Source organism: Labilibaculum euxinicum (assembly GCF_963678175.1).
GTDB classification, from domain to species: domain Bacteria; phylum Bacteroidota; class Bacteroidia; order Bacteroidales; family Marinifilaceae; genus Labilibaculum; species Labilibaculum euxinus.
Map to the genome: position 1 here is coordinate 3402492 of NZ_OY782756.1, position 21453 is coordinate 3423944.

Annotated in this window: 21 protein-coding genes; 8 read left to right on the top strand and 13 right to left on the bottom strand. The window is 37.2% G+C overall.

The features are described 5' to 3' along the window. Nucleotides 1–315 precede the first annotated feature (315 nt). Both ACY0M5_RS13555 and ACY0M5_RS13560 read left to right on the top strand, forming a co-directional pair. The gene (locus ACY0M5_RS13555; protein ID WP_461629506.1) at nucleotides 316–918 is read left to right on the top strand and encodes a hypothetical protein; all 603 of its coding nucleotides are present in this window, start codon (nucleotides 316–318) and stop codon (nucleotides 916–918) included. Between the two features lie 101 nt (nucleotides 919–1019). Further along, nucleotides 1020–1244, top strand: coding sequence for a hypothetical protein (locus ACY0M5_RS13560; RefSeq protein WP_461629507.1), 225 nt, complete (start codon nucleotides 1020–1022; stop codon nucleotides 1242–1244). Between the two features lie 320 nt (nucleotides 1245–1564). On the opposite strand, the gene ACY0M5_RS13565 is transcribed toward ACY0M5_RS13560, so the two are convergent. The 3 genes from ACY0M5_RS13565 to ACY0M5_RS13575 form a co-directional block, all read right to left on the bottom strand. Continuing rightward, on the bottom strand, nucleotides 1565–1795 hold the full coding sequence (locus tag ACY0M5_RS13565) for an IS3 family transposase (protein WP_461629508.1): 231 nt from the start codon (nucleotides 1793–1795) through the stop codon (nucleotides 1565–1567). Between the two features lie 54 nt (nucleotides 1796–1849). Continuing rightward, the gene (locus ACY0M5_RS13570; RefSeq protein ID WP_461629509.1) at nucleotides 1850–2119 is read right to left on the bottom strand and encodes a DDE-type integrase/transposase/recombinase; all 270 of its coding nucleotides are present in this window, start codon (nucleotides 2117–2119) and stop codon (nucleotides 1850–1852) included. 414 nt (nucleotides 2120–2533) lie between these two features. Then, nucleotides 2534–2731 (bottom strand): hypothetical protein, encoded by a 198-nt coding sequence (locus ACY0M5_RS13575; protein WP_461629510.1) that lies wholly within the window; start codon nucleotides 2729–2731, stop codon nucleotides 2534–2536. A 268-nt stretch (nucleotides 2732–2999) separates the two neighbouring features. Here ACY0M5_RS13575 and ACY0M5_RS13580 point away from each other — a divergent pair, with 268 nt between their 5' ends. The 6 genes from ACY0M5_RS13580 (at nucleotide 3000) to ACY0M5_RS13605 (ending at nucleotide 10540) form a co-directional block, all read left to right on the top strand. After that, complete coding sequence (locus ACY0M5_RS13580; RefSeq protein WP_461629511.1) at nucleotides 3000–3395, top strand: hypothetical protein; 396 nt, start codon at nucleotides 3000–3002, stop codon at nucleotides 3393–3395. Nucleotide 3396: 1 nt separating this feature from the next. Next, nucleotides 3397–3780, top strand: coding sequence for a hypothetical protein (locus ACY0M5_RS13585; RefSeq protein ID WP_461629512.1), 384 nt, complete (start codon nucleotides 3397–3399; stop codon nucleotides 3778–3780). A gap of 16 nt (nucleotides 3781–3796) precedes the next feature. Further along, complete coding sequence (locus ACY0M5_RS13590) at nucleotides 3797–4933, top strand: hypothetical protein (RefSeq protein ID WP_461629513.1); 1137 nt, start codon at nucleotides 3797–3799, stop codon at nucleotides 4931–4933. Nucleotides 4934–5038: 105 nt separating this feature from the next. Continuing rightward, nucleotides 5039–8188, top strand: coding sequence for a DEAD/DEAH box helicase (locus tag ACY0M5_RS13595; protein ID WP_461629514.1), 3150 nt, complete (start codon nucleotides 5039–5041; stop codon nucleotides 8186–8188). Between the two features lie 106 nt (nucleotides 8189–8294). Then, nucleotides 8295–9071, top strand: a complete 777-nt coding sequence (gene mazG, locus ACY0M5_RS13600) for a nucleoside triphosphate pyrophosphohydrolase (RefSeq protein WP_306598980.1) — start codon at nucleotides 8295–8297, stop codon at nucleotides 9069–9071. Nucleotides 9072–9244: 173 nt separating this feature from the next. Then, nucleotides 9245–10540: a glycosyltransferase family 4 protein gene (locus ACY0M5_RS13605; RefSeq protein ID WP_461629515.1), complete on the top strand. Its 1296-nt coding sequence runs from the start codon at nucleotides 9245–9247 to the stop codon at nucleotides 10538–10540. Here the strand turns inward: ACY0M5_RS13605 and ACY0M5_RS13610 are convergent, their stop codons facing one another. From ACY0M5_RS13610 to ACY0M5_RS13655, 10 genes are all read right to left on the bottom strand, one after another. Beyond that, the gene (locus ACY0M5_RS13610) at nucleotides 10541–11335 is read right to left on the bottom strand and encodes an energy-coupling factor ABC transporter ATP-binding protein (protein ID WP_461629516.1); all 795 of its coding nucleotides are present in this window, start codon (nucleotides 11333–11335) and stop codon (nucleotides 10541–10543) included. Between the two features lie 19 nt (nucleotides 11336–11354). Then, a complete protein-coding gene (gene cbiQ / locus ACY0M5_RS13615) occupies nucleotides 11355–12092 on the bottom strand; it encodes a cobalt ECF transporter T component CbiQ (RefSeq protein ID WP_461629517.1) in 738 nt (245 codons plus the stop codon). A gap of 154 nt (nucleotides 12093–12246) precedes the next feature. Next, complete coding sequence (locus ACY0M5_RS13620; protein WP_461629518.1) at nucleotides 12247–12546, bottom strand: energy-coupling factor ABC transporter substrate-binding protein; 300 nt, start codon at nucleotides 12544–12546, stop codon at nucleotides 12247–12249. A gap of 4 nt (nucleotides 12547–12550) precedes the next feature. Further along, nucleotides 12551–13279, bottom strand: coding sequence for an energy-coupling factor ABC transporter permease (locus ACY0M5_RS13625; protein ID WP_461629519.1), 729 nt, complete (start codon nucleotides 13277–13279; stop codon nucleotides 12551–12553). A gap of 91 nt (nucleotides 13280–13370) precedes the next feature. Then, nucleotides 13371–15191, bottom strand: coding sequence for a cobalt-precorrin-5B (C(1))-methyltransferase CbiD (cbiD, locus tag ACY0M5_RS13630; RefSeq protein WP_461629520.1), 1821 nt, complete (start codon nucleotides 15189–15191; stop codon nucleotides 13371–13373). 142 nt (nucleotides 15192–15333) lie between these two features. Then, nucleotides 15334–17163 carry a precorrin-4 C(11)-methyltransferase gene (gene cobM, locus ACY0M5_RS13635; RefSeq protein ID WP_461629521.1) on the bottom strand — a complete coding sequence of 610 codons (1830 nt, stop codon included), beginning with the start codon at nucleotides 17161–17163 and terminating at the stop codon, nucleotides 15334–15336. 62 nt (nucleotides 17164–17225) lie between these two features. Further along, complete coding sequence (gene cbiE / locus ACY0M5_RS13640) at nucleotides 17226–18449, bottom strand: precorrin-6y C5,15-methyltransferase (decarboxylating) subunit CbiE (RefSeq protein ID WP_461629522.1); 1224 nt, start codon at nucleotides 18447–18449, stop codon at nucleotides 17226–17228. Further along, nucleotides 18442–19845 carry a precorrin-3B C(17)-methyltransferase gene (gene cobJ, locus ACY0M5_RS13645; protein WP_461629523.1) on the bottom strand — a complete coding sequence of 468 codons (1404 nt, stop codon included), beginning with the start codon at nucleotides 19843–19845 and terminating at the stop codon, nucleotides 18442–18444. The genes cbiE and cobJ overlap by 8 nt, the downstream gene beginning before the upstream one ends. Nucleotides 19846–19851: 6 nt before the next feature. Continuing rightward, nucleotides 19852–20556 carry a precorrin-2 C(20)-methyltransferase gene (gene cobI, locus ACY0M5_RS13650; protein ID WP_156196434.1) on the bottom strand — a complete coding sequence of 235 codons (705 nt, stop codon included), beginning with the start codon at nucleotides 20554–20556 and terminating at the stop codon, nucleotides 19852–19854. A gap of 21 nt (nucleotides 20557–20577) precedes the next feature. After that, the gene (locus tag ACY0M5_RS13655; protein WP_461629524.1) at nucleotides 20578–21450 is read right to left on the bottom strand and encodes a sirohydrochlorin chelatase; all 873 of its coding nucleotides are present in this window, start codon (nucleotides 21448–21450) and stop codon (nucleotides 20578–20580) included. Nucleotides 21451–21453 lie beyond the last annotated feature (3 nt).

A 21453-nucleotide genomic window follows, 5' to 3' on the forward strand; every position in this document is an offset into this window, starting at 1 on the left:
AATAACCATTAACACAGACATTATCAAACAAAATTCACCACAGAGAACACAGAGTATTAAAAAATAATATTTATTTACAATAGTCAAGCATTTACGTTTTTACTTTGTGCTACTTCGTGAAGAAACTTGGTGTACTTTGTGGTTAAATAAAAATTACCGCAATAAGCAGTAAACAATCGCAATCATCTTTAGACTTTGGACCTTTCCAGACTTTTCCAGCCCCATGGTATAATTTTTGTGCTTATTTAAAGCAACCAACAGCTCTTTTTTCATCTACCAATTAAGAAGTAACCAAAAGCATAAATCTAAATTGCCATGAAAACAAAAGAAACACTTTTAGCCATCTTATTTATTTTCGTAACCATAGTTTCGTGTGACAAGGATTCTAATTCTGATAAAATACCAACATGTTTTAACGATTACTTCCCACTGCATATTGGCGATACATGGGAATATAAAAATTACATCCGGAAAGCAAGCGTAAGCAGTACGATCAATAATAAGGAATATACATTAATCACTAGTGAAATATTTAGGGCAGATACTCTATACGATACCAGAGAGGATTTTTACAGAGTAAAAAACGGGAAGGTTTATAAACTCTACACCAATCAATCGGATGAATTTCTTTTTGCTGATTTTACCCTTGCCGAAGGAGAATCCTGGAAATACACAGGAGAAAATATGAATGGCGACCAATGGAATGTTACGGTACAAGAAAAAATCGACTTTGATTTTGGCAACACCGTTCTTCACAATTGCAAGCCCTTCTACTACGATGTTCCTGGCTGGGCCGATGAAGAGCAAGTTTATGTGTTTGCACCCGGAATAGGTATAATCAGTATCTATTCGCCGGCTTGGGGCGCTGGTGACACCATTCAAAAAGCAAAGATTAACGGCATAACATATCAATTTTAAAGTTCGTAAGCTGGCATAATTATTGTTCTATACGCAACCAATTGCTCATTACTGCATCAAGTATAGAGATGAAGTAATTTGCTTTAAAACTTACCCGTATTATGAAAACATTTACATCAGTAATGATCATTATTCTATTAAGTCTGTGTCACTATGTCGACAGATTGAGCCAAAAACAAGAAAAAAGCTTACCTCCACAAAGCAATAACAAATTATTATCCCCTGTTGAGTACCAAGAAAACGAAATTGACAATTTAAGAAAAGATTCCATTTACTACACCCATCAAAACAATAAGGAAATAGACATATACAGTGCTGTGAACTAATAAATTTGCAGATCCTCCCGGGATGACAATAGAACTGATTATAAGACTGGAAAAATAAAAGTGCCGAGCTCGAATACCAGTCATACCCTAACAGGAACGGCTTGCTTATAGTCAGAGCATGACCTAATACCGATTCGTATTAAAAATAGCTGCGCTGCGTTGCTCCTTTTTTTAAATTCACAATACCAAATTTCCCATAATCAGCGAAAGAAAAGATTCTATTGCTGATAGAAATAAACGAACGAATTCTCCCATTTTAAGGGGCAATACCGAAGGCAGAGGGGTAAAAATGAACTTGCAAAAGTGGACAAAGAGTTAAGTCATGTAGCCATTTTATGTTTGTTTAATAGTTTTCCATATTTTATTGGTGAAAGATAATTTAAATAAGAATGCCTTCTTTTAGTATTGTACCATGTTTCAATATATTCAAATATTGAATTTGAAGCTTGCCTCCTTGATACATATTTGTAACGATATACCCACTCTGTTTTTAATGTTGTAAAGAAACTTTCAGCCACAGCATTGTCCCAACAATTACCTTTACGACTCATGCTCTGAGAAACCAATGAATTTTGATAGATCAAATTCTTAAAATCGGTACATACCTACTGGACACCACTATCTGAGCGGAAAATCAGTTTTGTGTGAATGGGTCGATTGCGTATTGCCATTAACCATGCAGGGGCTACTGTTTCACATGCTCTCATTGAACGGCTGATAGCGCATCCAATTATTTTCCTGTCTGCTAAACCGATTATAACGGTTAAATACAGCTCCCCCTCCAATGTGCAGATGTAGGTAATATCCAAAACCCAAACTTTACCTTGTTGTGCCACTTTAAACTCCCTCCTAAATGTTCTTCTCTCTTGTTTCATAATTCTATGATATAATTTTTAAATAATCATATCTTAACTCTGTGTCCATATAAATGCAGCAACTTCACAAAATCTTTTCATCTTAAAGGGAACACTTCGCCCCTATACTATCTGGTTCTAGAATCAACACTGAAAGAACCCGAAAGAGTCTTTTTTTTGTATTGTATTTTTGAATTCCCTGTTCGATTGCCGGACTACTACTAGTCCAGGTATCGGACTAGTACTTGTACAGGTATCGGACCACTACTTGTACAGGCATCGGACAAGTACTGGTCTTATTCTAAAAACAGGTATAAGTGGTAATATCCTGACAAAATAAAAGCCAATTCGTAAAAAATTGGCTTTTATAACAATCAATAAAACAATTAACTAACAGGTACAAGATCAATTAGCAAACGACCTGCTTTAATATTTTTACGATTCTTTTTTGCCGTTCTCACCTCTACCTGAAAAACTTCCTGTTTTTAAGGCTTCAGGCAGAAAAAACAACAATTCAGAGGGCTTGTTTTTCACCACATTCACTACTTTAGTTGCCACACCATCACCGGCAACAAGAATATTTTCGCCAATGCACTCACCCAAACCATTCAAACCCCAAACATCTGCAAACAAATATTTTCCTTATTATTCATATTGATAACAAATAAGCAAATCTGCTTTCCTGTTTTTATTTTATGCTTACTTTTAAAGGGCGATTGTAAAAAACAAATAGGATTTACTCCTGGGAGTAAAAGATCTCTTGCAAAAATCAAGAGTTCTTTAGATACAATTTCAGACAATAAAGAGAAGAATAACAATAACTTACAAAAAGAAACAGATAAGTGATGTAAAGTACATTGTACTTTGCACATACGTTGTGTGCCATAAAAGAAAACTGCATATGAGTAGAAAAATTGAAGACCTTGATATTGAAGAAGTCAGAGAGCTTATTGATAGAATTACCTTGAACAATAAGCAACTTGATATAAAGAAAGTCGAATTAAGAAAGCAAAGAGATAGAAAATTGGATGAGAAAAAGAAGCTACGAGAATCGAAATCAAAGAAGATGAAATCTTTGCAGGAAAGTATTAATAAAACAAAAAATAAAATTTCTAAGGATAGTAAAAGAAAATCGAAACAGCGTGAATCTGATTCTTTTGATAATAGAATAAAATCAAAGGAAAATGAAATCCAACGAATTAGAGACTCAATAACAAAGATTGATGGACAAAAGGCTCATAACAACAAAGTAAAAGCTTTAGCTAAAATTCATTTGAAAAAACTTAAAGATAACTAATATGGCAGTTTACGGTGTTGGTGCATATTATGACAGAGATGTAAGTCAGGAATTTATTCAAAATGGAATTGTTGGTGTTGGTTGGAATGAAATCGATGCACCTGAATTAGAAGAGTATTTTAAAAGTCTTAAAGCAGGAGATATTGTATATATCAAAGCTGCATTCGGAGGAAACGATATAACAGTAAAGGCTATTGGTATTATTATAGATAACCTTGTATTAAAGAACACACAATTAGTCACGACTGGTCGTAATGTAAAGTGGTTAGATACGAATAAGTTTGTGATTAAAAGACCTCAAGAAAAAAATAATGTTCGTTCAAATACTGTGTATGAGGAATTTCACCCTAAAGTGTTGGAAGAAATAATTTCACGAATAAATTAGATGCCTTGCAAAATTAATGAGAGATGATTTTTCAAATAAGACAAAAGATACATTAGCAAAAAGAGTTGCTTGGCGATGTTCTTTTCCTGGTTGTGGTAGATTAACAATTGGCCCAGGACATAAAGACTCTAGTGATACTGTTAATTTAGGAGAAGCTGCTCATATTAACGCAGCATCTTCAAATGGACCTAGGTTTGACGAAACAATGACTTCGGAGCAAAGGAAGTCTATTGATAATGGAATTTGGATGTGTCGTCATCATGCACGAATGATTGATAGTGATTATTTCAATTATTCATCTGCGACACTAAAGCAATGGAAAAGACTTGCTGAAGATGAAACCTATAGACTATTGAAAGAACTAGAAAGAGGTGAAATTAAACAGCCAACAACATTAATTGCTATTGGACAAGAAATCGTATTTGAAGGAATATGGAAAGCTGTTAATAATGGTAACTGGATTTTTGAAGTAGAACAGTTTATTCTTGGAAATGAAAACAAACTTATTGATTTTAATAATTCGCATAATAATAACTTAGAAAGATACATTGTCATTGAAACGCAGGGGGATGGCAGGGTAATTAAAGGGGAATTAAACTGGGAATTTGTTGACGGAAAATATCAGATTTCATTAAAAGTTGAAGATAAGTCACCTAGGACAACACCTTATGGAATGAAAGATTTATCTCATAAGTTTGAGATAGAAAATGGAGACTTAAAACTTGTAGAAGGTGAAGAATGTGCTAAACAAACAATTATGCTTACTTTGAGCACAGATTTCGGAGATATGTGGTACTCTCCATCTTTTGGTTCATTCTTTTCAGCCTACTATTGGGCTTTTAAAGATAATCAAGAATTATTGTTAAGACTTTTTAAACTAGAAATAACTAGATTGATTTCAATTCCACATCAAGATTCTTTTGACAAAGAAAAAAGACCTCCATTGGATTTTATTAATAGAGTTATTGACATCAAAATTGCGAATATTGAAATTGCGAATTATCAAATACCTATTCAATTAAGACTTGAATGGGGAGATGGAAAATTATGGGAGGATGTAATAGGGGTTTACATAAAACCAAAGGAAGAAATTACGGCACACAACAATGTATATAAAACATTGGCAAGATTTGTAAAAGATGGAACGATATAGCCCGCTTCAAATTTATTGCGGATTGATAAACAATTGCAACGCAATGCCAACGTTTCATATACGTCAACGTTGTGCATCATACCAAAAAAACTGAACTGCAAGTAAATGAAAGAACATAAAAACCTATTGTCTTGTTGGCATAAATTAGAACATTTCAGTCCAGCCTCGACACCCAAAGCATCTGAAAAAAATGTTGATTTACTTGGAGAAATAGAACCTTGGAAAATACCATTAAAACCGCGGGAATCAAGTAAAACTTTTGAATACACTGTCTATTTAGGTGTTTTTGATTCATCTGAAGTCAATGATTTTGTGAAAGAGTTTTTTAAAGATGAAACGAAAGATGAAAATTCTAGGAATTCAAGAATCTGCTTTGCTTCTCTTAAACTTGACATTGAAGGGAAATATATAAATGAATCATTTGGCATATCAACTTTACCTTGGGCATTAAGTCAATTAGAAAATAATAAAATTAAAAACAATAATTGGGAACTTGCTTTTGAAAAAGTTAAAGATAACTTATTTGAATACCTTGAATTAAATTTTAAGGAAACAATAACCAATTCAGAAAATGAAATTGTTAAAGTTTCAACTATTGTCAATACCGCACAATTATTAAAACTGCAAAATGAAATAGAATCTCTCAGTGGTTGGAGTATAAAACCTTCCAAGGAAATTTATATTAAGAGAATTGAAAAATTCAAACCTTCACATGATAAGGAAAATAAATCGAATGCAGATATCCTTAATAGTTTTTATATAAAAGACTTAGAGAAAGTAATATCAACTTATGACAAGGAAAAAGCATCTAAAGCCTTTCAGCAATACTTAGATGGTAGTTTAGGCAAGCAATCTAACAGATTAGATATTTCTAAAAGTATTGAAGAATTAAAAAGTAATTTGACCCCTAACAACTATCCTGATGGTTGTTGGCCTTCTGATTACACATTGAGTTTAATGCAGCAATATGCTGTAAATAGTATATTCAACAAACTTTCAGAAAACACCAGTGCTGGAATGTTTTCTGTTAATGGCCCTCCAGGCACTGGGAAAACAACTCTTCTTCGAGATATCATTGCCCCAATACTTGTTAAACGAGCTAAAGAACTTATTAAAATAGAGAACCCATCTGATGCTTTTAATAAAGTAGGTTCTTTAAAAATTAATGAAAAATATTCTCCTTGGCTGTATGAACCTATTGATTCAATTACAAATGCTGGAATTGTAATAGCTTCATCAAATAATGGTGCTGTCGAAAACATTTCTAAAGAATTACCATTAAAAAAGGAAGTTTCAAAGCAATATAATTCAGAGATATCGTACTTTAAAACAGTTGCCGAACAATGTATAAACAAGGCGAATTGGGGGATTATCTCTGCTGTTTTAGGAAATAAACAAAATAGAAACTCTTTAGTTAGTGATTTGTGGTTTAACAAGGATTTTAAAGACTTACAAAATACTCTAAAAGAGGATAAAATACTTGATAATTTCGAATGGGAATCAGTAAAAATTAGATTTCAAAAAAAGCTAGATGAAATTTCTGTTGAAAAAGAAAGATTGAGTATTATAAGAAAAGAATATGTTGCCTTTATTAATGCCCAACAATCACTTTCTGCGCTTAAGCAAGAATTTAAACGTACTGAAAAAGATTATAAATATTCAAAACAGGAGTATTTATCTCAAAAGGCTATAAACCTAGAATTAACCAATAGCAAAAAAGAGATTCTTAATGAACTTTCTATTGTAAAAAGTAGCAAACCAAATCTTTTTACTTTTTTGTTTAATAGAAACAAACGCAATACATACAAGAAAGCATTAGGAACAGCATTAATTATATACAACCAGATTAACGATAAGATAAATATAGAATCCCCAATCTTATCAAAAAAAGAAGCTACTTTTAATAGTATTGAAGCCTTGTCGAATAAACAAGAAAACGAAATAAGTGATTTAACATCTAAGCTAAAGGATTTAACCATTAAGACAGATAAAGCAAGATTAGATTTAAAAAGCAATTATGCAGACAACAAATATTGGGAAGAAATAGAATCTAAAAAGTCACAAGAGTCCTGCCCTTGGTATTCAGATAAACTGAAGAGATTACAATCTGAATTGTTTATCATATCTTTAAAGCTAAATGAAGTTTTTATATTAACAGCAAATGCAACATCAAGTAGAATTTCAACTACTCTTGCAGGTTTTTTCGAATATTTAAAAGGAGAATCAACTCCTTCTAAAAAGGAAATAAAAGCTATGTGGGACACTTTTTTTCTTGTTATACCAGTAGTTTCTTCAACATTTGCTTCAATTCAAACAATGTTTAAAGATTTAGGTAAAGAGGATATTCCTTGGTTATTCATTGATGAAGCAGGACAAGCTATTCCGCAGGCTGCTGTGGGTTCAATATGGCGTTCAAAACGTGTTAGTATTGTTGGAGACCCTTTTCAAATAGAACCAGTTGTTACAATTCCAAATATAATCACTGATAACATTAGTAAGTATTTTGATTTAAATAACAGTCAAATAAGTTCAGAATTATCAGTCCAATCAATGGCCGATAGAATTAACCCATTGGGCTCTTACTTAACAATCAACAGTAAAAAGGAATGGATTGGAATACCGTTAAGAGTGCATAGAAGATGTATTAGTCCCATGTTCGAAATATCGAACAATATTGCATATGATAATACAATGTATTGCTCTACAGCAAATCCGAAAAATGTTAATGTAGAGTTCCAAACATCATTTATTCACTGCACTGGGAATGTAAAAGGTAGACACTTTGTACAAGAGCAAGCCGATAAAATCAAAGATTTATTAATAAAAGAGATTAACAATTCTAAAGGCTTGCCTGATATCTTTGTCATTACTCCTTTTAGTGAAATTAGCTATTCACTTAATTCGTTTCTTTTCAAGTATTTAATCAATGAAGTGAAGAAATATAAAGAAATAGATAGTGCCTCTATGGGAGTCTGGCTAAAAAGTCATATTGGAACTGTCCACACCTTTCAAGGCAAACAAGCTGAAGGTGTAATTTTATGTCTTGGATTGGACAATACGACCAAAGGTGCTGCAAGTTGGGCATCACAAAAACCAAATTTATTAAATGTAGCAATAACAAGAGCTAAATATAGATTTATAGCTATCGGGGATGAATCGATATGGTTAAAACAAGCATACTTTAATCAACTAAATAAACTAAAAGAAGAAGTACGAATGCACAATCGAATAGCCCGCCCCGCTAGTAATCACTAGCAGGGAGAGGCTTTCACACCCCTCCTGTCAATTTACAATCCAAATTAATCCCAAAACTCCCAAATACTTTTGTAAATTTGATCTTCGAATATAAAATGCAGAACAAATGGATCGAAAATTAAAAGCCTTTGAGCGCTTACTAAATATTATGGATCAGCTTCGCGAAGGCTGTCCGTGGGATAAAAAGCAGACCTTTGAGAGTCTGAGAACGTTGACCATTGAAGAAACCTACGAGCTGGCCGATGCCATTTTAAAGGGTGAAAATCAGGAAATAAAGAAAGAATTGGGCGATATTCTGCTCCACATTGTGTTCTATGCCAAAATAGGTTCTGAAACCAACGATTTCGACATTGCTGATGTTTGCGATGGCATCAGCGAAAAACTCATCTATCGTCATCCTCATATTTTTAGCGATACCAAAGTTGCCAATGCCAGAGAGGTAGAAGAAAACTGGGAACAACTGAAGCTAAAGGAAAAAGACGGCAACAAATCGGTTTTGGAAGGTGTTCCGCAAAGTCTGCCAGCTTTGGTAAAAGCCAACCGAATTCAGGATAAGGTGCGAGGTGTAGGCTTCGACTGGGACGAAAAAGAGCAGGTTTGGGAGAAGGTGAAAGAAGAAATGATGGAATTGCAGGAAGAAATTATCAATGGCGATCAGAACAAAATGGAAGCCGAATTTGGCGATATGTTCTTCTCCTTGATTAATGCGGCACGTTTGTATGGTGTAAATCCTGAAAATGCACTGGAACGCACCAACCAGAAATTCACCCGACGATTCAATTATCTGGAAAGTAAAACCATGAAATTAGGACGAAACCTAAAAGACATGAATCTGGAAGAAATGGATGAAATTTGGGAAGAGGCCAAGCAGTTTGACAAGTAGAACTAAAGCTACAAGGAACAAATTTCAAAGAAAAAGCAAAAAGACCTTACAGCGTCTAACAATTAAAATTAAAAAGTGCCTTAAGTTGTCATTGATTTCGACTTAAGGCACTTTCTGTTTGAAGTACTTTTAACTGATTTTGCTATCTTGTGTGTTCCATAAAAATAAGAAAAATGAACATTCTTCAAATCATACCCGGTTCGGGAGGCAGTTTTTACTGCGGCAATTGTTTGCGCGACGATAAATTTCATCTTGCCATGAAAAAGCAGGGACATGAGGTAACAAAAATACCCATGTATCTCCCCTTATTTTCCGATGAGCATGATTTGAATGATATTCCCGTTTTTTATGGAGCCATCAGCATTTATCTAAAGCAATTGTATCCTGTTTTCAGACATGCACCTGCCTGGTTGGATCGTTTGTTGAACTCTGGCCCAATGTTAAAATTAGCAGCAAGCATGGCAGGATCAACCAATGCAAAAGGCCTGGAAGAAATGACCGTTTCGATGTTGATGGGAGAAGAAGGAAAGCAGAAAGAGGAGCTCAACCGCATGGTAAGCTGGATGGCAGAATATCTTACCCCCGATGTAATTCATTTGTCGAATGCGCTGCTTTTGGGACTGGCTCCTAAATTAAAAAAGGAATTTCCGAATGCCATACTGGTTTGCTCTCTGCAGGATGAAGATGTGTGGGTTGATGCCATGAAAGACTCATTTAGAGATAAAATTTGGGCGCTGATGAGTACCAAAGCCGAATATTTGGATGCATTTATTGCTGTGAGTGATTTTTACGCGGGAGTTTCTCTGGAAAAAATGAACATTCCCAAAGAGAAAGTATTTATCAACCATTTGGGTGTTGATCCGGACGAATACAAGTTTGCCAAACCAGAGTCAAAAGCACGAAACATCGGTTACATTTCCCGAATGTGCGAAGGAAATGGTTTCGATATTATCGTTGATGCCTTTATCGAACTGAAAAAAGATACTGCCTGCCAAGATGTGAAATTGATCGTAACCGGCGGATCAACCGGTGACGACAAACCTTTACTAAAACAAGTCCGGCAAAAATTGAAAGAAGAAAGACTTTTGGAACAGGTTGAATTTCATGAAGATTTTAACGGGGAAGGAAGGCACGAGTTCTTCAAAAAGGTGAAACTAATTTCGGTTCCTGTGCGGAATGGTGAAGCCTTTGGCTTGTATTTATTGGAAAGTATGGCTTCGGGCGTACCGGTTGTGCAACCCAATCTGGGTGCATTTGCCGAGATTATTAATAAATCAAAGGGTGGGATCATCTACGAAAACAATACTGCAGAAGAACTGGCCGTGACTTTAAAAAAATTATTGAACAATGAAAACAAGATACAGGAGCTTTCTGTTACAGGTCGAAAAGCTGTTGAAAAGGAGTTCAATATCTACACAAAAACAGATCATCTTATCCATATTTACAAGCAGTTGATGGAGAAGAATTAATTAAATTTCCTTCAATAGAGATTGAATCGATCGGGAATGGTTATTCATTCCCACTTTTTTTTCGAACTGCACCACCAAAGGCAATTCCATGCCAATTTCCTGCATCAAGACTCTATTGCTCATTATTTTTTCAGGTGACCCGGCAGCAATGATTCTCCCTTCTTTCATCAGAATTACCTGATCGGCCCATTCGTAAGCAAAATCCGGATTATGTGTGGAAATCAGTACCGTTTTAGCTTGTTTGTTCAAATCATCAATAATCTCATTCATAATTTGCTTGTGCCGGTTATCGAGCCAGGCAAAAGGCTCATCAAACAAAATAATTTCAGGCTCCATAGCTAAAACTCCTGCCACAGCAACCTGCTTTTTCTGTCCGTAACTCAGCTGATGCGGGGCTTTGTCTTTCAATTCCTGAATACCCAGCAAATTTAGATACTTTTCTACCCTGATTTCAATATCCTTTCTATCCAAGTCCAAATTAAAGGGACCAAATGCCACATCTTCGTACACACTTGCGGCAAACAACTGCACTTCCGGATCCTGAAACACATAACCTACTTTGTGTGCCATTTGCTTTCTTTCTTTGGTCGAAAAGCCAAATTGTTTTCCATCCAGAACATACTTTCCTTTCTGAGGTTTGTGAATTCCATTCAAAACCAAAAACAAACTTGATTTTCCGGCACCGTTCTCTCCCAGAAAAGCCACCCTGCTTCCCTGCTCAATCTGCAAAGAAACAGCTTCCAGTCCTTTTGTGCCTTCGGGATATGTGTATTCTATGTTTTGAAGTTGAATCATTTCGTTAAGATATGAGATTTTAGATGTGAGAAATCAGATCGAACAAGTTTGAATAATTATCAAGAAAAAGTAACAGGATTCCAAATACCAACATCGATAAAACCTGTTTTAATCTCAAGACTTCCTTTTGCTGCCGAAAATAAAATTCGCCGTGATAACCTCTTGACTGAAGCGCTTCCAGACTCCGATCCGAAAATAGAAGACTTTTGATAAAAACAGAGGAAAACAACATCCCTACCGATGAAATGGATTGTTTTCGCCTGGCATAACCCAGACGATTTCGCTGCGCAATGTGAACCTGACCTGTAAAAGTAAAAAGCAATGAAATGTAACGATAGGTTAAGACAAATAATTCGCGCAAAATCAAAGGGATTTTCAATTTTCGTCCTATATCGTTAAGTTCTGACAGGGAACAGGAAAGAATTAGGTAATTTAGAGCCATTACAGCCGCCATTGCCTTAAAAAACAAATCCAAAGCCTTGTGCAATCCTGCTGTTTCCAAACCAATACACAATCCCATGCTATCGAAGTAAAACAGACTGTTTTCGGGATCGGCATGCAGAGAAAAAGCGATTGAAATACTTCCCAATACAATAAATCCAAAAGGCAAGGCAATTAAACGAAGCAGTTTTATCAGGTCAATTCCATGAGTTAAAAAGCCAATTGAAATCAATGATATCAGAAACAAATGCATATACAAATTCCCGGAAAGCAAAGCACAATTAAGAAGCACCATAAAAAGAATAAACTTTTCCATGCTGTACAATCCGAATATCGGTTTTCTTAGTATGTATTGTTCGCTTATAAACACTTATTTGGATTAAAAATTAGTAATGAGTAATTAGTAAAAAATCCATCCCTTCGCTTATTGGCAATTCCTTGCACTAACAATAATTATTAATTTCTAATTGTTATCTGAGCCTTTTAACTGCCTTCTTCCCTCTATAATATCCTAATACATAACAAACAATCCCAGCTCCAAAAGCCGCCTGCAGCGCAAATAGTAAACTTTCAATTTCGGCTCCCGGTGGCTCCCAAATATTCGAAAACCACGGTTTGTAATCAGGATTGGCTTCTGTAATATATTCTTCGGCATGTCCGTCGGCACCTCCAAATTCAGAATCACCAACGTAAACAAAAACACCAATTAGAATGGCAATTATTGCCAAAAACAGGAATTTATTTTGATTCTTAAGAACAAATTTCAACATATGCTTACAATTTAGGAGCTTGAAAATTCAGTTTTATTCCTTCCCAATCCGGTACATTTTTAATCAGAATATTCATCACCAAAACAGTGATTAATCCTTCAACAACAGCAATTGGAATTTGCGTTAAGCTAAAAATAGATGCAAATTTCACAAAAGCTCCGGCTACACCGGTATGCGTATCGGGATGGGCCAGGGCTAACTGCAAGGCCGTAACTGTATAGGTAGTTAAATCGCCCAGACATGCAGCTAAAAAAATGGAAACAGAGCGGTTGCATTTCAATTTGGCGCACAATTTATAAATACCAAATGTTACCACCGGACCGGCCAATGCCATCGAAAATGCATTAGCACCCAAAGTGGTAATACCGCCATGCGCCAACAGCAACACCTGAAAAATAAGAACCAAAACACCCAACACACTCATTACAATCGGGCCAAACAACAATGCGCCCAAACCAACACCGGTAGGATGCGAACTGCTGCCGGTAACCGATGGCAATTTTAATGCCGACAATACAAAGGCAAAAGCCGCCGCCAATGCCAAAAGCATTTTTAGTTCAGGATGTTTTATTACTATTTTCTGAATCACCTTTACACCCCAAACAAAAAATGGCAAATAAACCACGGTCCAAAAAACAGACCAGCCTGCCGGTAGATAGCCTTCCATTATATGCATGCTAAATCCCTGAAAAGGAAGTAAAAACGCAAGTAGTACAAATAGTTTTTTTCTCATATTTAATTTAGTATGTAGTAGTTATTACAGAATCTTAAATACTGTTTCCTGCCTATTCCTGTTTTAATCATTCTTTTTGAAATTCATAAGTCTAAATAATAACTCCATTGTTGCTGATTAAAAGAAGCTCGAAACTGCAGTCTGTAATAACTTTCTTACAAACTTCTTCACATTTAAATTTTACAGCTTTAAAAAATGGTTCATCTCCCATAAATGGAACTAATTCTTCCAGTTCCCGCGCCATTTTAATTTCTCCAATTTGTTGAATAATCTCTTCGGAATAACTGCAATCTCTTGCCAATCCCATCAAAAAATCATGATCTAAAACAACCTTACTGCTGTGTGTATCCAGATGTCCGGTAGCCAGTTTCACTGCTTTGCCAGTCATGATTCCCATGCTTACTTTTTCGGCACCCGAAGCATTAATTGTTTGCAGCATTTCGCCAATAAAATTCCCATATTGCAGGAAAGCCAAATCAGCCAAATCAGGAAACTTCTCTTTCAGATATCGTTCGCTTCTTCCTCCCGAATTTACCACAATGTGCTTGTTCCCGTTCAGCACAGCCAAGTTCAACTGTTTTTGAATGGTTTGCACATAAGCTTCCAAAGAATAAGGCTTAATTCTTCCGGTAGTTCCGATGATGGAAATGCCATCAACAATTCCCAGCTTGGGATTAAAAGTCTTCGCTCCCAGTTTTTTACCTACGGGCACAAATACCGAAACATCAATACCTCTATTAATATCATACTCTTCCAGAATTTGTTCCAATTCGAATGCAATCATCTTTCGGGGAACAGGATTTACTGCCGGTTCGCCCAAGGGAATTCCCAAACCATTTAAAGTAACCGTTCCCACTCCTTCCCCTTTCACAAAACGAATGCAATTCGCATCATTCCACCTCAGGCAGGCGCCAATTTCCATTCCGTCAGTAATATCCGGATCGTCGCCGGAGTTTTTCACCACCGAACACAAAGCAAAATCTTCCATGAATCTGTTCTGATGCAATTGCATTTCACAAATTCCACCATCGGGCAAAGCAATGCGCTCTTTTAGCTGCAATTCTTCTCCTAAGAGTAATTTTAAGGCTGCTTTCGCAGCTATTGCAGCACAAGTCCCCGAAGTAAAACCATGAGCCAATTCTTTTCGCTCCAATCCAAACCGATTCTTCAAATATTTCTGCAGCCTTTCCCGATTACTTATCGTCTCATCGTAGTTGGGTAAGTCGGGTCGGGCAATCACGTACAATGGAATTTGATGTTTTACCGCCAAATCCATTTTCTGATCCAACAAACCCGAGTAGCCACTCTCTTTCGTAATCATGGCTTCAATTCCCTCATCAACCAATAAATTTTCAATGGATTCCATTCCATCAAATGCATCCGAAACAATAACCTTTTCCATTTCAACACCTGCCTTTTGGGCAATTTCCAGTGAAGAAGGAAAATCAAGAATCCGATACCAAATATTGGCATTTGGCACGATTTTATGAATCACCGGTAAGGCTTTTACGCCAACCATGGAAAGTATTTTTGCATACTTTTGTGACTGTAAATCCATTAAGACGGATACAAGACTGTGGTGATATCGTATCCATTTGCTGTCAATTCGGGGTACTGCATCGCGCTCTACTCTAACAACAGGCAAAGCCGCTTGATTTGCTGCATCCACAATACTGTGATGCAAGACTTCTGCAAAAGGATGTGCTGCATCTATCAGTAAATCAATTTCATTTTCCAAACAAAAGGTACAAATCTCTTCCACATTCATCGCACCACAAATTCTCTGTCCGAATCTGGATTCATAATTTCCAGAACTCGTTTTTGTCGAATAGAAATGCGAAATTTCCAAATCATCCAACCAATTAGATGTTGCTTTCCCCTCTGTTGTTCCCCCGAATAATAATATTTTCATTGCAATTTATTTTCTCTCTTTCGCCCTTTCAGGGCTAAACTTATAATTTGCCTTTTTTACACAAGGCGTTGCCCTGTGCTAACTTCTTCCGCCCTTTCAGGGCAAATAATTCCCATATCGTAATCTGAATTGATACTGCTTATTAATTATCAATTCCCTTTCTGCAGCCGTGTGTAAATTTAGGATCGTATAATAATGATCTGTTTTTGCGGTTTCCAATGGCTTCACCAACCACAATCATCACCGTTAAGGATAGTTTGTTTTCCTTCACAATTTTTGCCAGATCTTTCAACTCACCTCTCCAAATCTTCTCCTCTTTCCAGGTTAGTTTGTGACAGATAGCCACCGGTGTGTTTTCCGGATATCCTACCAGTAAATCAGCCTGCAGTTTATCCACCAATGTCACACTTAAAAACAGACAGATCGTGCTTTGGAATTTTGCGAACTCGGCCAATTGTTCTCTTGGCGGCATCGGTGTCCGGCCTTCTCCGCGGGTCAGAATAATTGATTGAACCTTTTCTGGAATTGTAAATTGAGATTTTAAACGTGCAGCGGCAGCCTGAAAGGATGAAATACCCGGAACAATTTCATAATCCATTTTGTGCTGATCAAAAAAGTTCATTTGCTCCTGAATGGCACCATAAATACATGGATCACCTGTATGCAAACGCACAACCAATCCTCCTCCGTCGTAATGTTCCTTCATCACATCAAACTGCTCTTCGAGAGTTAAATCTGCGGAGTTCCGTATCACACAGGAAGCTTTTCCGTAATCGGTTAATTCCCTTGGCACCAAACTTCCGGCATATAAAATCAAATCAGCTCTTTTCAAAAGACTCTTGCCTCGAACGGAAATTAAATCGGGTGCCCCAGGCCCCGCACCAACAATAAAAATCTCCCCTTTCCGCTCCTGTTTTGCATCCATTGCCAGAGCCAAAGTAAAATGCTTTCCATTTGCATCAACATGCTTGCTTTTGGTTTGGATCAAGGCTTTCGCACCACTCGCAATTAGTGCCGATGCCTCGGATACATTTACAGCTCCCACTTCACGATGCGCTGCCGCAGAATAGGAAACTTCACCTTCCTTCTCATTTAATTCTTCGGAAGAATAAGTAATGAAGGATAAATTAGTTGTTTCGCTGAATTGTTTATAAGCCTCTTCGTTGGCCTTTACAGTGATACTGTGAATGCTTTTTAAGGATGCAAAAGCCAAGCGGTTTGCCTCAAACCGGGATCTTAATTCATTTTCAAAAGCTTCTACTCCAATTCCTTTTTGTGCACCGGTACCAACCACGATGCACTTAGGGCGGAAAAACAAACTTGGAATATTTGTTTCGTACAAAGCGGGAGTCACAGCTATCAGCAAATCAAAATCTTCCTGTTTAATCTGATCAAATTGATAGAAAACCTCCACAAAATCAGGACAGGAATCCTGCAAGCTTTGCGTCCCCCCGTTTTTCACCTCTAAAAGTAATGCTGTTTTCTTCTGATTTACAAAGGCAGCAATCAAATCGTTCTCAGAAACATTCTGATATTCATTCGTCCAGTTATATTTTTTGCCGAATATATCCAATGGCCATACCTCCAATGTATCACTTGCTGTTGTAATTATCGCCGTTCCATTGGTGATTTCAGCAATTTGCTGAGCGTACTCATTCGCACCACCTTTGTGTCCCGACAAAACCGACTGCACATATTTCCCGTGCAAATCCATATTGATTACTGCCGGATCTATCGCTTTATTCTGTATAAAAGGAGCAATACTTCTTACGCAAATGCCCATAGCTCCAATAAAAATCAGCAAATCGGCAACCTGAAAAGATTCTGAAAGAAAATCCGGTAAAGAAGAAATTTTATTGCTGCCCGGATATCCGGCAACAGAAACAATCGTACTTCCTTCCATTTTTGCAGCAATGCGTTCGGCAGTTGCTATAGCAAAACTGTTATTGATAATGATGAATGTATTGCTCATGTATTTTTTCTTTTAGCTATTAGCCTGTCGCCAATAGCTTTTTCTTAATTATTTTCTTTGTGTTACTTCGTGCTATCCTTCGTTTCCCTTTGTGGTAAATTCCTTTTTTTAGCCTGAAATATTACAATCGGGTTATGATCATCCTGCTGTATAATCATCTGATCGGTAATCTCCATTTGAAGCTCTTTTGCTGCCCTCAGAAAATCCAGCTTTGTTGCTTCGCTAACCGCATTAAAAACAATGATCCCATCATCGTGCAAAACAGCACACAACCGATTCATCATTTCGTTTAATTTACCTCCGTGCCCGCCAATAAAGATCCGATCCGGACTTTGAATTGCAGACAAATCAATATTGAAAAAATCACCGTGAATGCCATCTATTCCAGGCACGCAAAATTTTCGTTGATTCAGCTTCAAAAGCTCTTTCGATTCTTCTCTGCGTTCAAAAGCAGTCACCTGCAAATGCGGGGCAAACTGCTTGGCTTCAATAGAAACCGAACCCGTGCAATATCCTACATCCCAAAGGTGTTTTGCATTATTCAATTCCAAAAATGAAATGGAATTCAATCGGATGCTTCGCTTGGTTATCATCTTTGGCCTGCCTTCCAGAATGTGAAAATCAGCCTCGTGAATGCCCAATGTCCGTTTGATCTCCCTCTCCTGAATTAGAATCAAACAATTTGGATGAGCAAAGTCCTTACCAACAACCTCATGAAATGAAATTTCTGTACAATATTGTTCTTCTCCTCCCAGTTTTGAACCTACAATCATCTTGTAATTGTCGAAACCGGCATCCAGCATTCTTGCGGCAATTGTGGCCGGTGTTTTTCTCTTATCGGTAAGAACACCAATGCATTTTTTACCGCGAATCAACTCCTGATCCAAATTCACCCAATTTCTTCCGGTCAGGGTGCAAATTGTCATTTCGCCATATGCCAATTGAAACTCATGTGCCAGCAACTGCAAACTGTTGAAATAAGGGTAAACCTTTATTTTTGTATCCGGAAAACGGCACTTGATCGTGTTACCGATACCAAAAAATAGTGGATCTCCGGATGCAATCACCACAATGGGTTCATCTATCTGCTCGTAAACCAGAAAGGTTCCCTCCAATGGAATAACAACATCAATCCATTTGGAATTTTCAGGCAAATAAGAAGCAACCAAATTTCTGTGGCGCTTTCCTCCCGAGAAATAGTGATGATTTTGCAGCACCTCCTTCACCTCATCAGATAGACTTACTTCCATTCGGTCTGGTATGCCAATGATGTAAAAATTAAACATCTCTTCCGGGTTTTAAATCGTAAGCATCTTCCAAGCTTAAAATGGCATTCACAATGGTTGCAGCCAAGGTAGAACCACCTTTTCGTCCTTCAATAATAACAGCGGGTAAATCTGTAAAACTCTTCACTCTGTGTTTTGATTCTTTTACATTCACAAATCCAACCGGAGCCGCTATAATCCCGGCTGGCTGAATGTTTTTACTTCTCATTAAGTCAGTTAATTCAATCAATGCTGTTGGCGCATTTCCAAATACATACAAAGCGTCGGGATGCTCCTCTACTGCCAAACGAATTCCCGCCTGAGTGCGGGTGATACCATGTTTTACGGACAATTCCATGGTGCGGGGATCGTGCAAATAACATTTGATCTCAACGCCCATTCTCTCGCAGGCTTTTTTGCGAATTCCCGACTGAACCATAGTAACATCAGTAATAATTACACCTCCTTTTTGGAGGTATTCATTCAATTTTGGAGCTGCATTGTTCTGTACTTTCAAAATCTCAGGCAATTCAAAGTCTGCCGAAGTATGAATGCAATGCAAAAGAATCCATTTTGTTTCCAAGGGTAAATCCATTTCTTTCAATTCTGCAGCAATTGTTCGAAAGCTTTCCTGCATAATCAAAGGACCCGGTCTTCCCTCCTGTTCTTCTTTACTGTAGTATCCACGTGGTGTAATAAACCGATCACCTGAAATATAGCTTTGCGAATTCCCAACAATCACCAGCGAAAACATGTCTACCATTTCAGGATCAAAATCGCGTAGGTTTGTCAAAGTAATTTGTTCCTCGGCACGAGCCACCTGGCGCACAATGGCAACTGGTGTTGTTTCTTCTCGTTCTTCCAAAAACAGTTCCCGTAAGCGATACAATTGCCAATATCTTTTATTGCTTTTCGGATTGTAAATTGCAGTTACGAAATCGCCCATCGCAGCTGCCTTTATTCTCTTCTCGATCAAAGCATAACTGGTGAGTAAATCCGACAAGGAAAGAATGACTAAATCGTGACTTAACGGTGCACCCAATTTTGCAGCCACAGCCTGAAAAGCAGAAATCCCGGGTATAACTTTTAGCTCTACTTTCGATTGTGTTTTCTCAGCCATCTCGAAAACAAGCGATGCCATTCCGTAAATGCCGGCATCGCCAGAGCTGATCACAACAACATCTTTCCCTGTTTCAGCCAATTCAAATGCCTTTTCGGCGCGCTGCACTTCCTGACGCATTCCCGTATCCATGCATTCTGTTCCTTTTTTCAGGAATGATTCTATGAACTGAAAATAATATTTGTATCCGATCACCACATCGGCTTCTCTTATTGCATCTATTGCCGGATTTAAAAACAGATCCGGACTTCCTGGTCCAAGGCCTGCAACGGTTATTTTTCCTAATCTATTTGGCATGATATATTATTTATTTCCGTAAAAAATTAAAATGGCGAAGTATGGAATTTTCCTGTCCTTCAGACTTTCCATATCGGTGCAGGTAAACTGCTTTTGAGTTCCTAAATATTCACCGTAAAAGAACTTCAGATCACTATTTTGAATGAATACTTTAATCCAATCACGAACCATTGATAACTTCATCAAAACGACAGTTTGGTTCTGCTCCAGCAGAGATTTCAGTTCCTCTTCATCCTCTATGTCTGGAGCGATTAATAATTTATCGTTCTGAGTTGCCAATGCCAGTTTTCCTGCTGATCCTCCCAAAATAAAAGCCGGAACTCCCGGAATCATCTCAAAATCGACACTATTCTTCCTGAAATCTTCAAGTAAATAGGAAAAAGTACTGAAAAATGAAATATCTCCTTCGCTCACCACTACTACCTGTTTGCCCTCTCCAACATCCTTCTGCACTTTCAGAAACAAATCTGCATATGCTTTTTCTGCCGCCGATCGATCCTTGCTCATCGGTACTGTAATCGGAACAAACTTGTTCTCTTCTACACCCAGTTGTTTCAAAATCACCAATGAAAAACTATCCTGATTCCCTTTTGATGATTGCGTTGCCGGATAGTAAATCTTCTCTGATTTCTTCAAACAGTTCAAAGCTTTCACCGTAATTAACTCAGGATCTCCAGGGCCTAAGGCCACTCCAAACACTTTTCCGCTCATATCTTTTATCTCGTATTAGAATTAATGATGATGATGATGTCCTTGATCATGACTTTGTCCGTGACAATGCCCGTGATCGTGTCCGTGATGATGATGTGGTTTTACTCCAGTTAAATCAGTACTCATTATTAGATCAACTTTTCCATCCAACACTTCCTGTAATCTTGCATTTAATACCTCAAACAATCCATTTGCATCACCTAACAGAGGTGCAATTTCGATGTTCTTATCCGGGTTTTCTTTTGCAAAATGTTCCATTATCTCGTATGCTTTATCCATATAAACTCCTGGAAAGAATACAAATGGTAACATCATAATATTTTTGAACGGCAAAACCTTCAACCAATCCAATACCACAGGCAATGCCGGATAAGTCATGCTGCTTGTGTAAGCATTAATGGCAAATGGATACTTGTATTTTTCCTGAATTAATCGGGTCATTTTCGCCAAATCTCCATTAGCCTCAGCTTTGGAAGCTCCAATACCTAATCCAAGGAATGCAGTCTCGTCGCTCTTCCAATCCTTAGCTTCAAGAGTTTCATTTATTAGCTGCACTCCATACTCAACCATTTCATTGCATGTTCCGATGTAATTGGCCAACTGAATTTTCACCTTATATTTTTCCTGAAAGCTTTTTAGAGCGTAAGGAATATCTCTTTCCATATGTACTCCGGTAAAAAGAAATACTGGAACAGCAATAATCTCTGTCACACCTTTTTCAACCAATCGTTTTACTCCTGTTTCAAAATCCGGCTCCGAAAGCTCCAAAAATCCAAATTCAACCTCATAATGCGTAGTTTGAGATGCAAATCGCTCCGCAAACTCTTGAAATGCTTTCGCTCCCCTTTCTTTGCGGGTTCCATGCCCACATAATAAAATTCCTTTTCTGTTCATAGC

Bases quoted from the DNA above. Each gene is read 5' to 3' on its own strand.
- ACY0M5_RS13555 (WP_461629506.1), top strand. From the start codon at position 316: ATGAAAACAAAAGAAACACTTTTAGCCATCTTATTTATTTTCGTAACC.
- ACY0M5_RS13560 (WP_461629507.1), top strand. From the start codon at position 1,020: ATGAAAACATTTACATCAGTAATGATCATTATTCTATTAAGTCTGTGT.
- ACY0M5_RS13565 (WP_461629508.1), bottom strand. From the start codon at position 1,795: ATGAGTCGTAAAGGTAATTGTTGGGACAATGCTGTGGCTGAAAGTTTC.
- ACY0M5_RS13570 (WP_461629509.1), bottom strand. From the start codon at position 2,119: ATGAAACAAGAGAGAAGAACATTTAGGAGGGAGTTTAAAGTGGCACAA.
- ACY0M5_RS13580 (WP_461629511.1), top strand. From the start codon at position 3,000: ATGAGTAGAAAAATTGAAGACCTTGATATTGAAGAAGTCAGAGAGCTT.
- ACY0M5_RS13585 (WP_461629512.1), top strand. From the start codon at position 3,397: ATGGCAGTTTACGGTGTTGGTGCATATTATGACAGAGATGTAAGTCAG.
- ACY0M5_RS13590 (WP_461629513.1), top strand. From the start codon at position 3,797: ATGAGAGATGATTTTTCAAATAAGACAAAAGATACATTAGCAAAAAGA.
- ACY0M5_RS13595 (WP_461629514.1), top strand. From the start codon at position 5,039: ATGAAAGAACATAAAAACCTATTGTCTTGTTGGCATAAATTAGAACAT.
- mazG (WP_306598980.1), top strand. From the start codon at position 8,295: ATGGATCGAAAATTAAAAGCCTTTGAGCGCTTACTAAATATTATGGAT.
- ACY0M5_RS13605 (WP_461629515.1), top strand. From the start codon at position 9,245: ATGAACATTCTTCAAATCATACCCGGTTCGGGAGGCAGTTTTTACTGC.
- ACY0M5_RS13610 (WP_461629516.1), bottom strand. From the start codon at position 11,335: ATGATTCAACTTCAAAACATAGAATACACATATCCCGAAGGCACAAAA.
- cbiQ (WP_461629517.1), bottom strand. From the start codon at position 12,092: ATGGAAAAGTTTATTCTTTTTATGGTGCTTCTTAATTGTGCTTTGCTT.
- ACY0M5_RS13620 (WP_461629518.1), bottom strand. From the start codon at position 12,546: ATGTTGAAATTTGTTCTTAAGAATCAAAATAAATTCCTGTTTTTGGCA.
- ACY0M5_RS13625 (WP_461629519.1), bottom strand. From the start codon at position 13,279: ATGAGAAAAAAACTATTTGTACTACTTGCGTTTTTACTTCCTTTTCAG.
- cbiD (WP_461629520.1), bottom strand. From the start codon at position 15,191: ATGAAAATATTATTATTCGGGGGAACAACAGAGGGGAAAGCAACATCT.
- cobM (WP_461629521.1), bottom strand. From the start codon at position 17,163: ATGAGCAATACATTCATCATTATCAATAACAGTTTTGCTATAGCAACT.
- cbiE (WP_461629522.1), bottom strand. From the start codon at position 18,449: ATGTTTAATTTTTACATCATTGGCATACCAGACCGAATGGAAGTAAGT.
- cobJ (WP_461629523.1), bottom strand. From the start codon at position 19,845: ATGCCAAATAGATTAGGAAAAATAACCGTTGCAGGCCTTGGACCAGGA.
- cobI (WP_156196434.1), bottom strand. From the start codon at position 20,556: ATGAGCGGAAAAGTGTTTGGAGTGGCCTTAGGCCCTGGAGATCCTGAG.
- ACY0M5_RS13655 (WP_461629524.1), bottom strand. From the start codon at position 21,450: ATGAACAGAAAAGGAATTTTATTATGTGGGCATGGAACCCGCAAAGAA.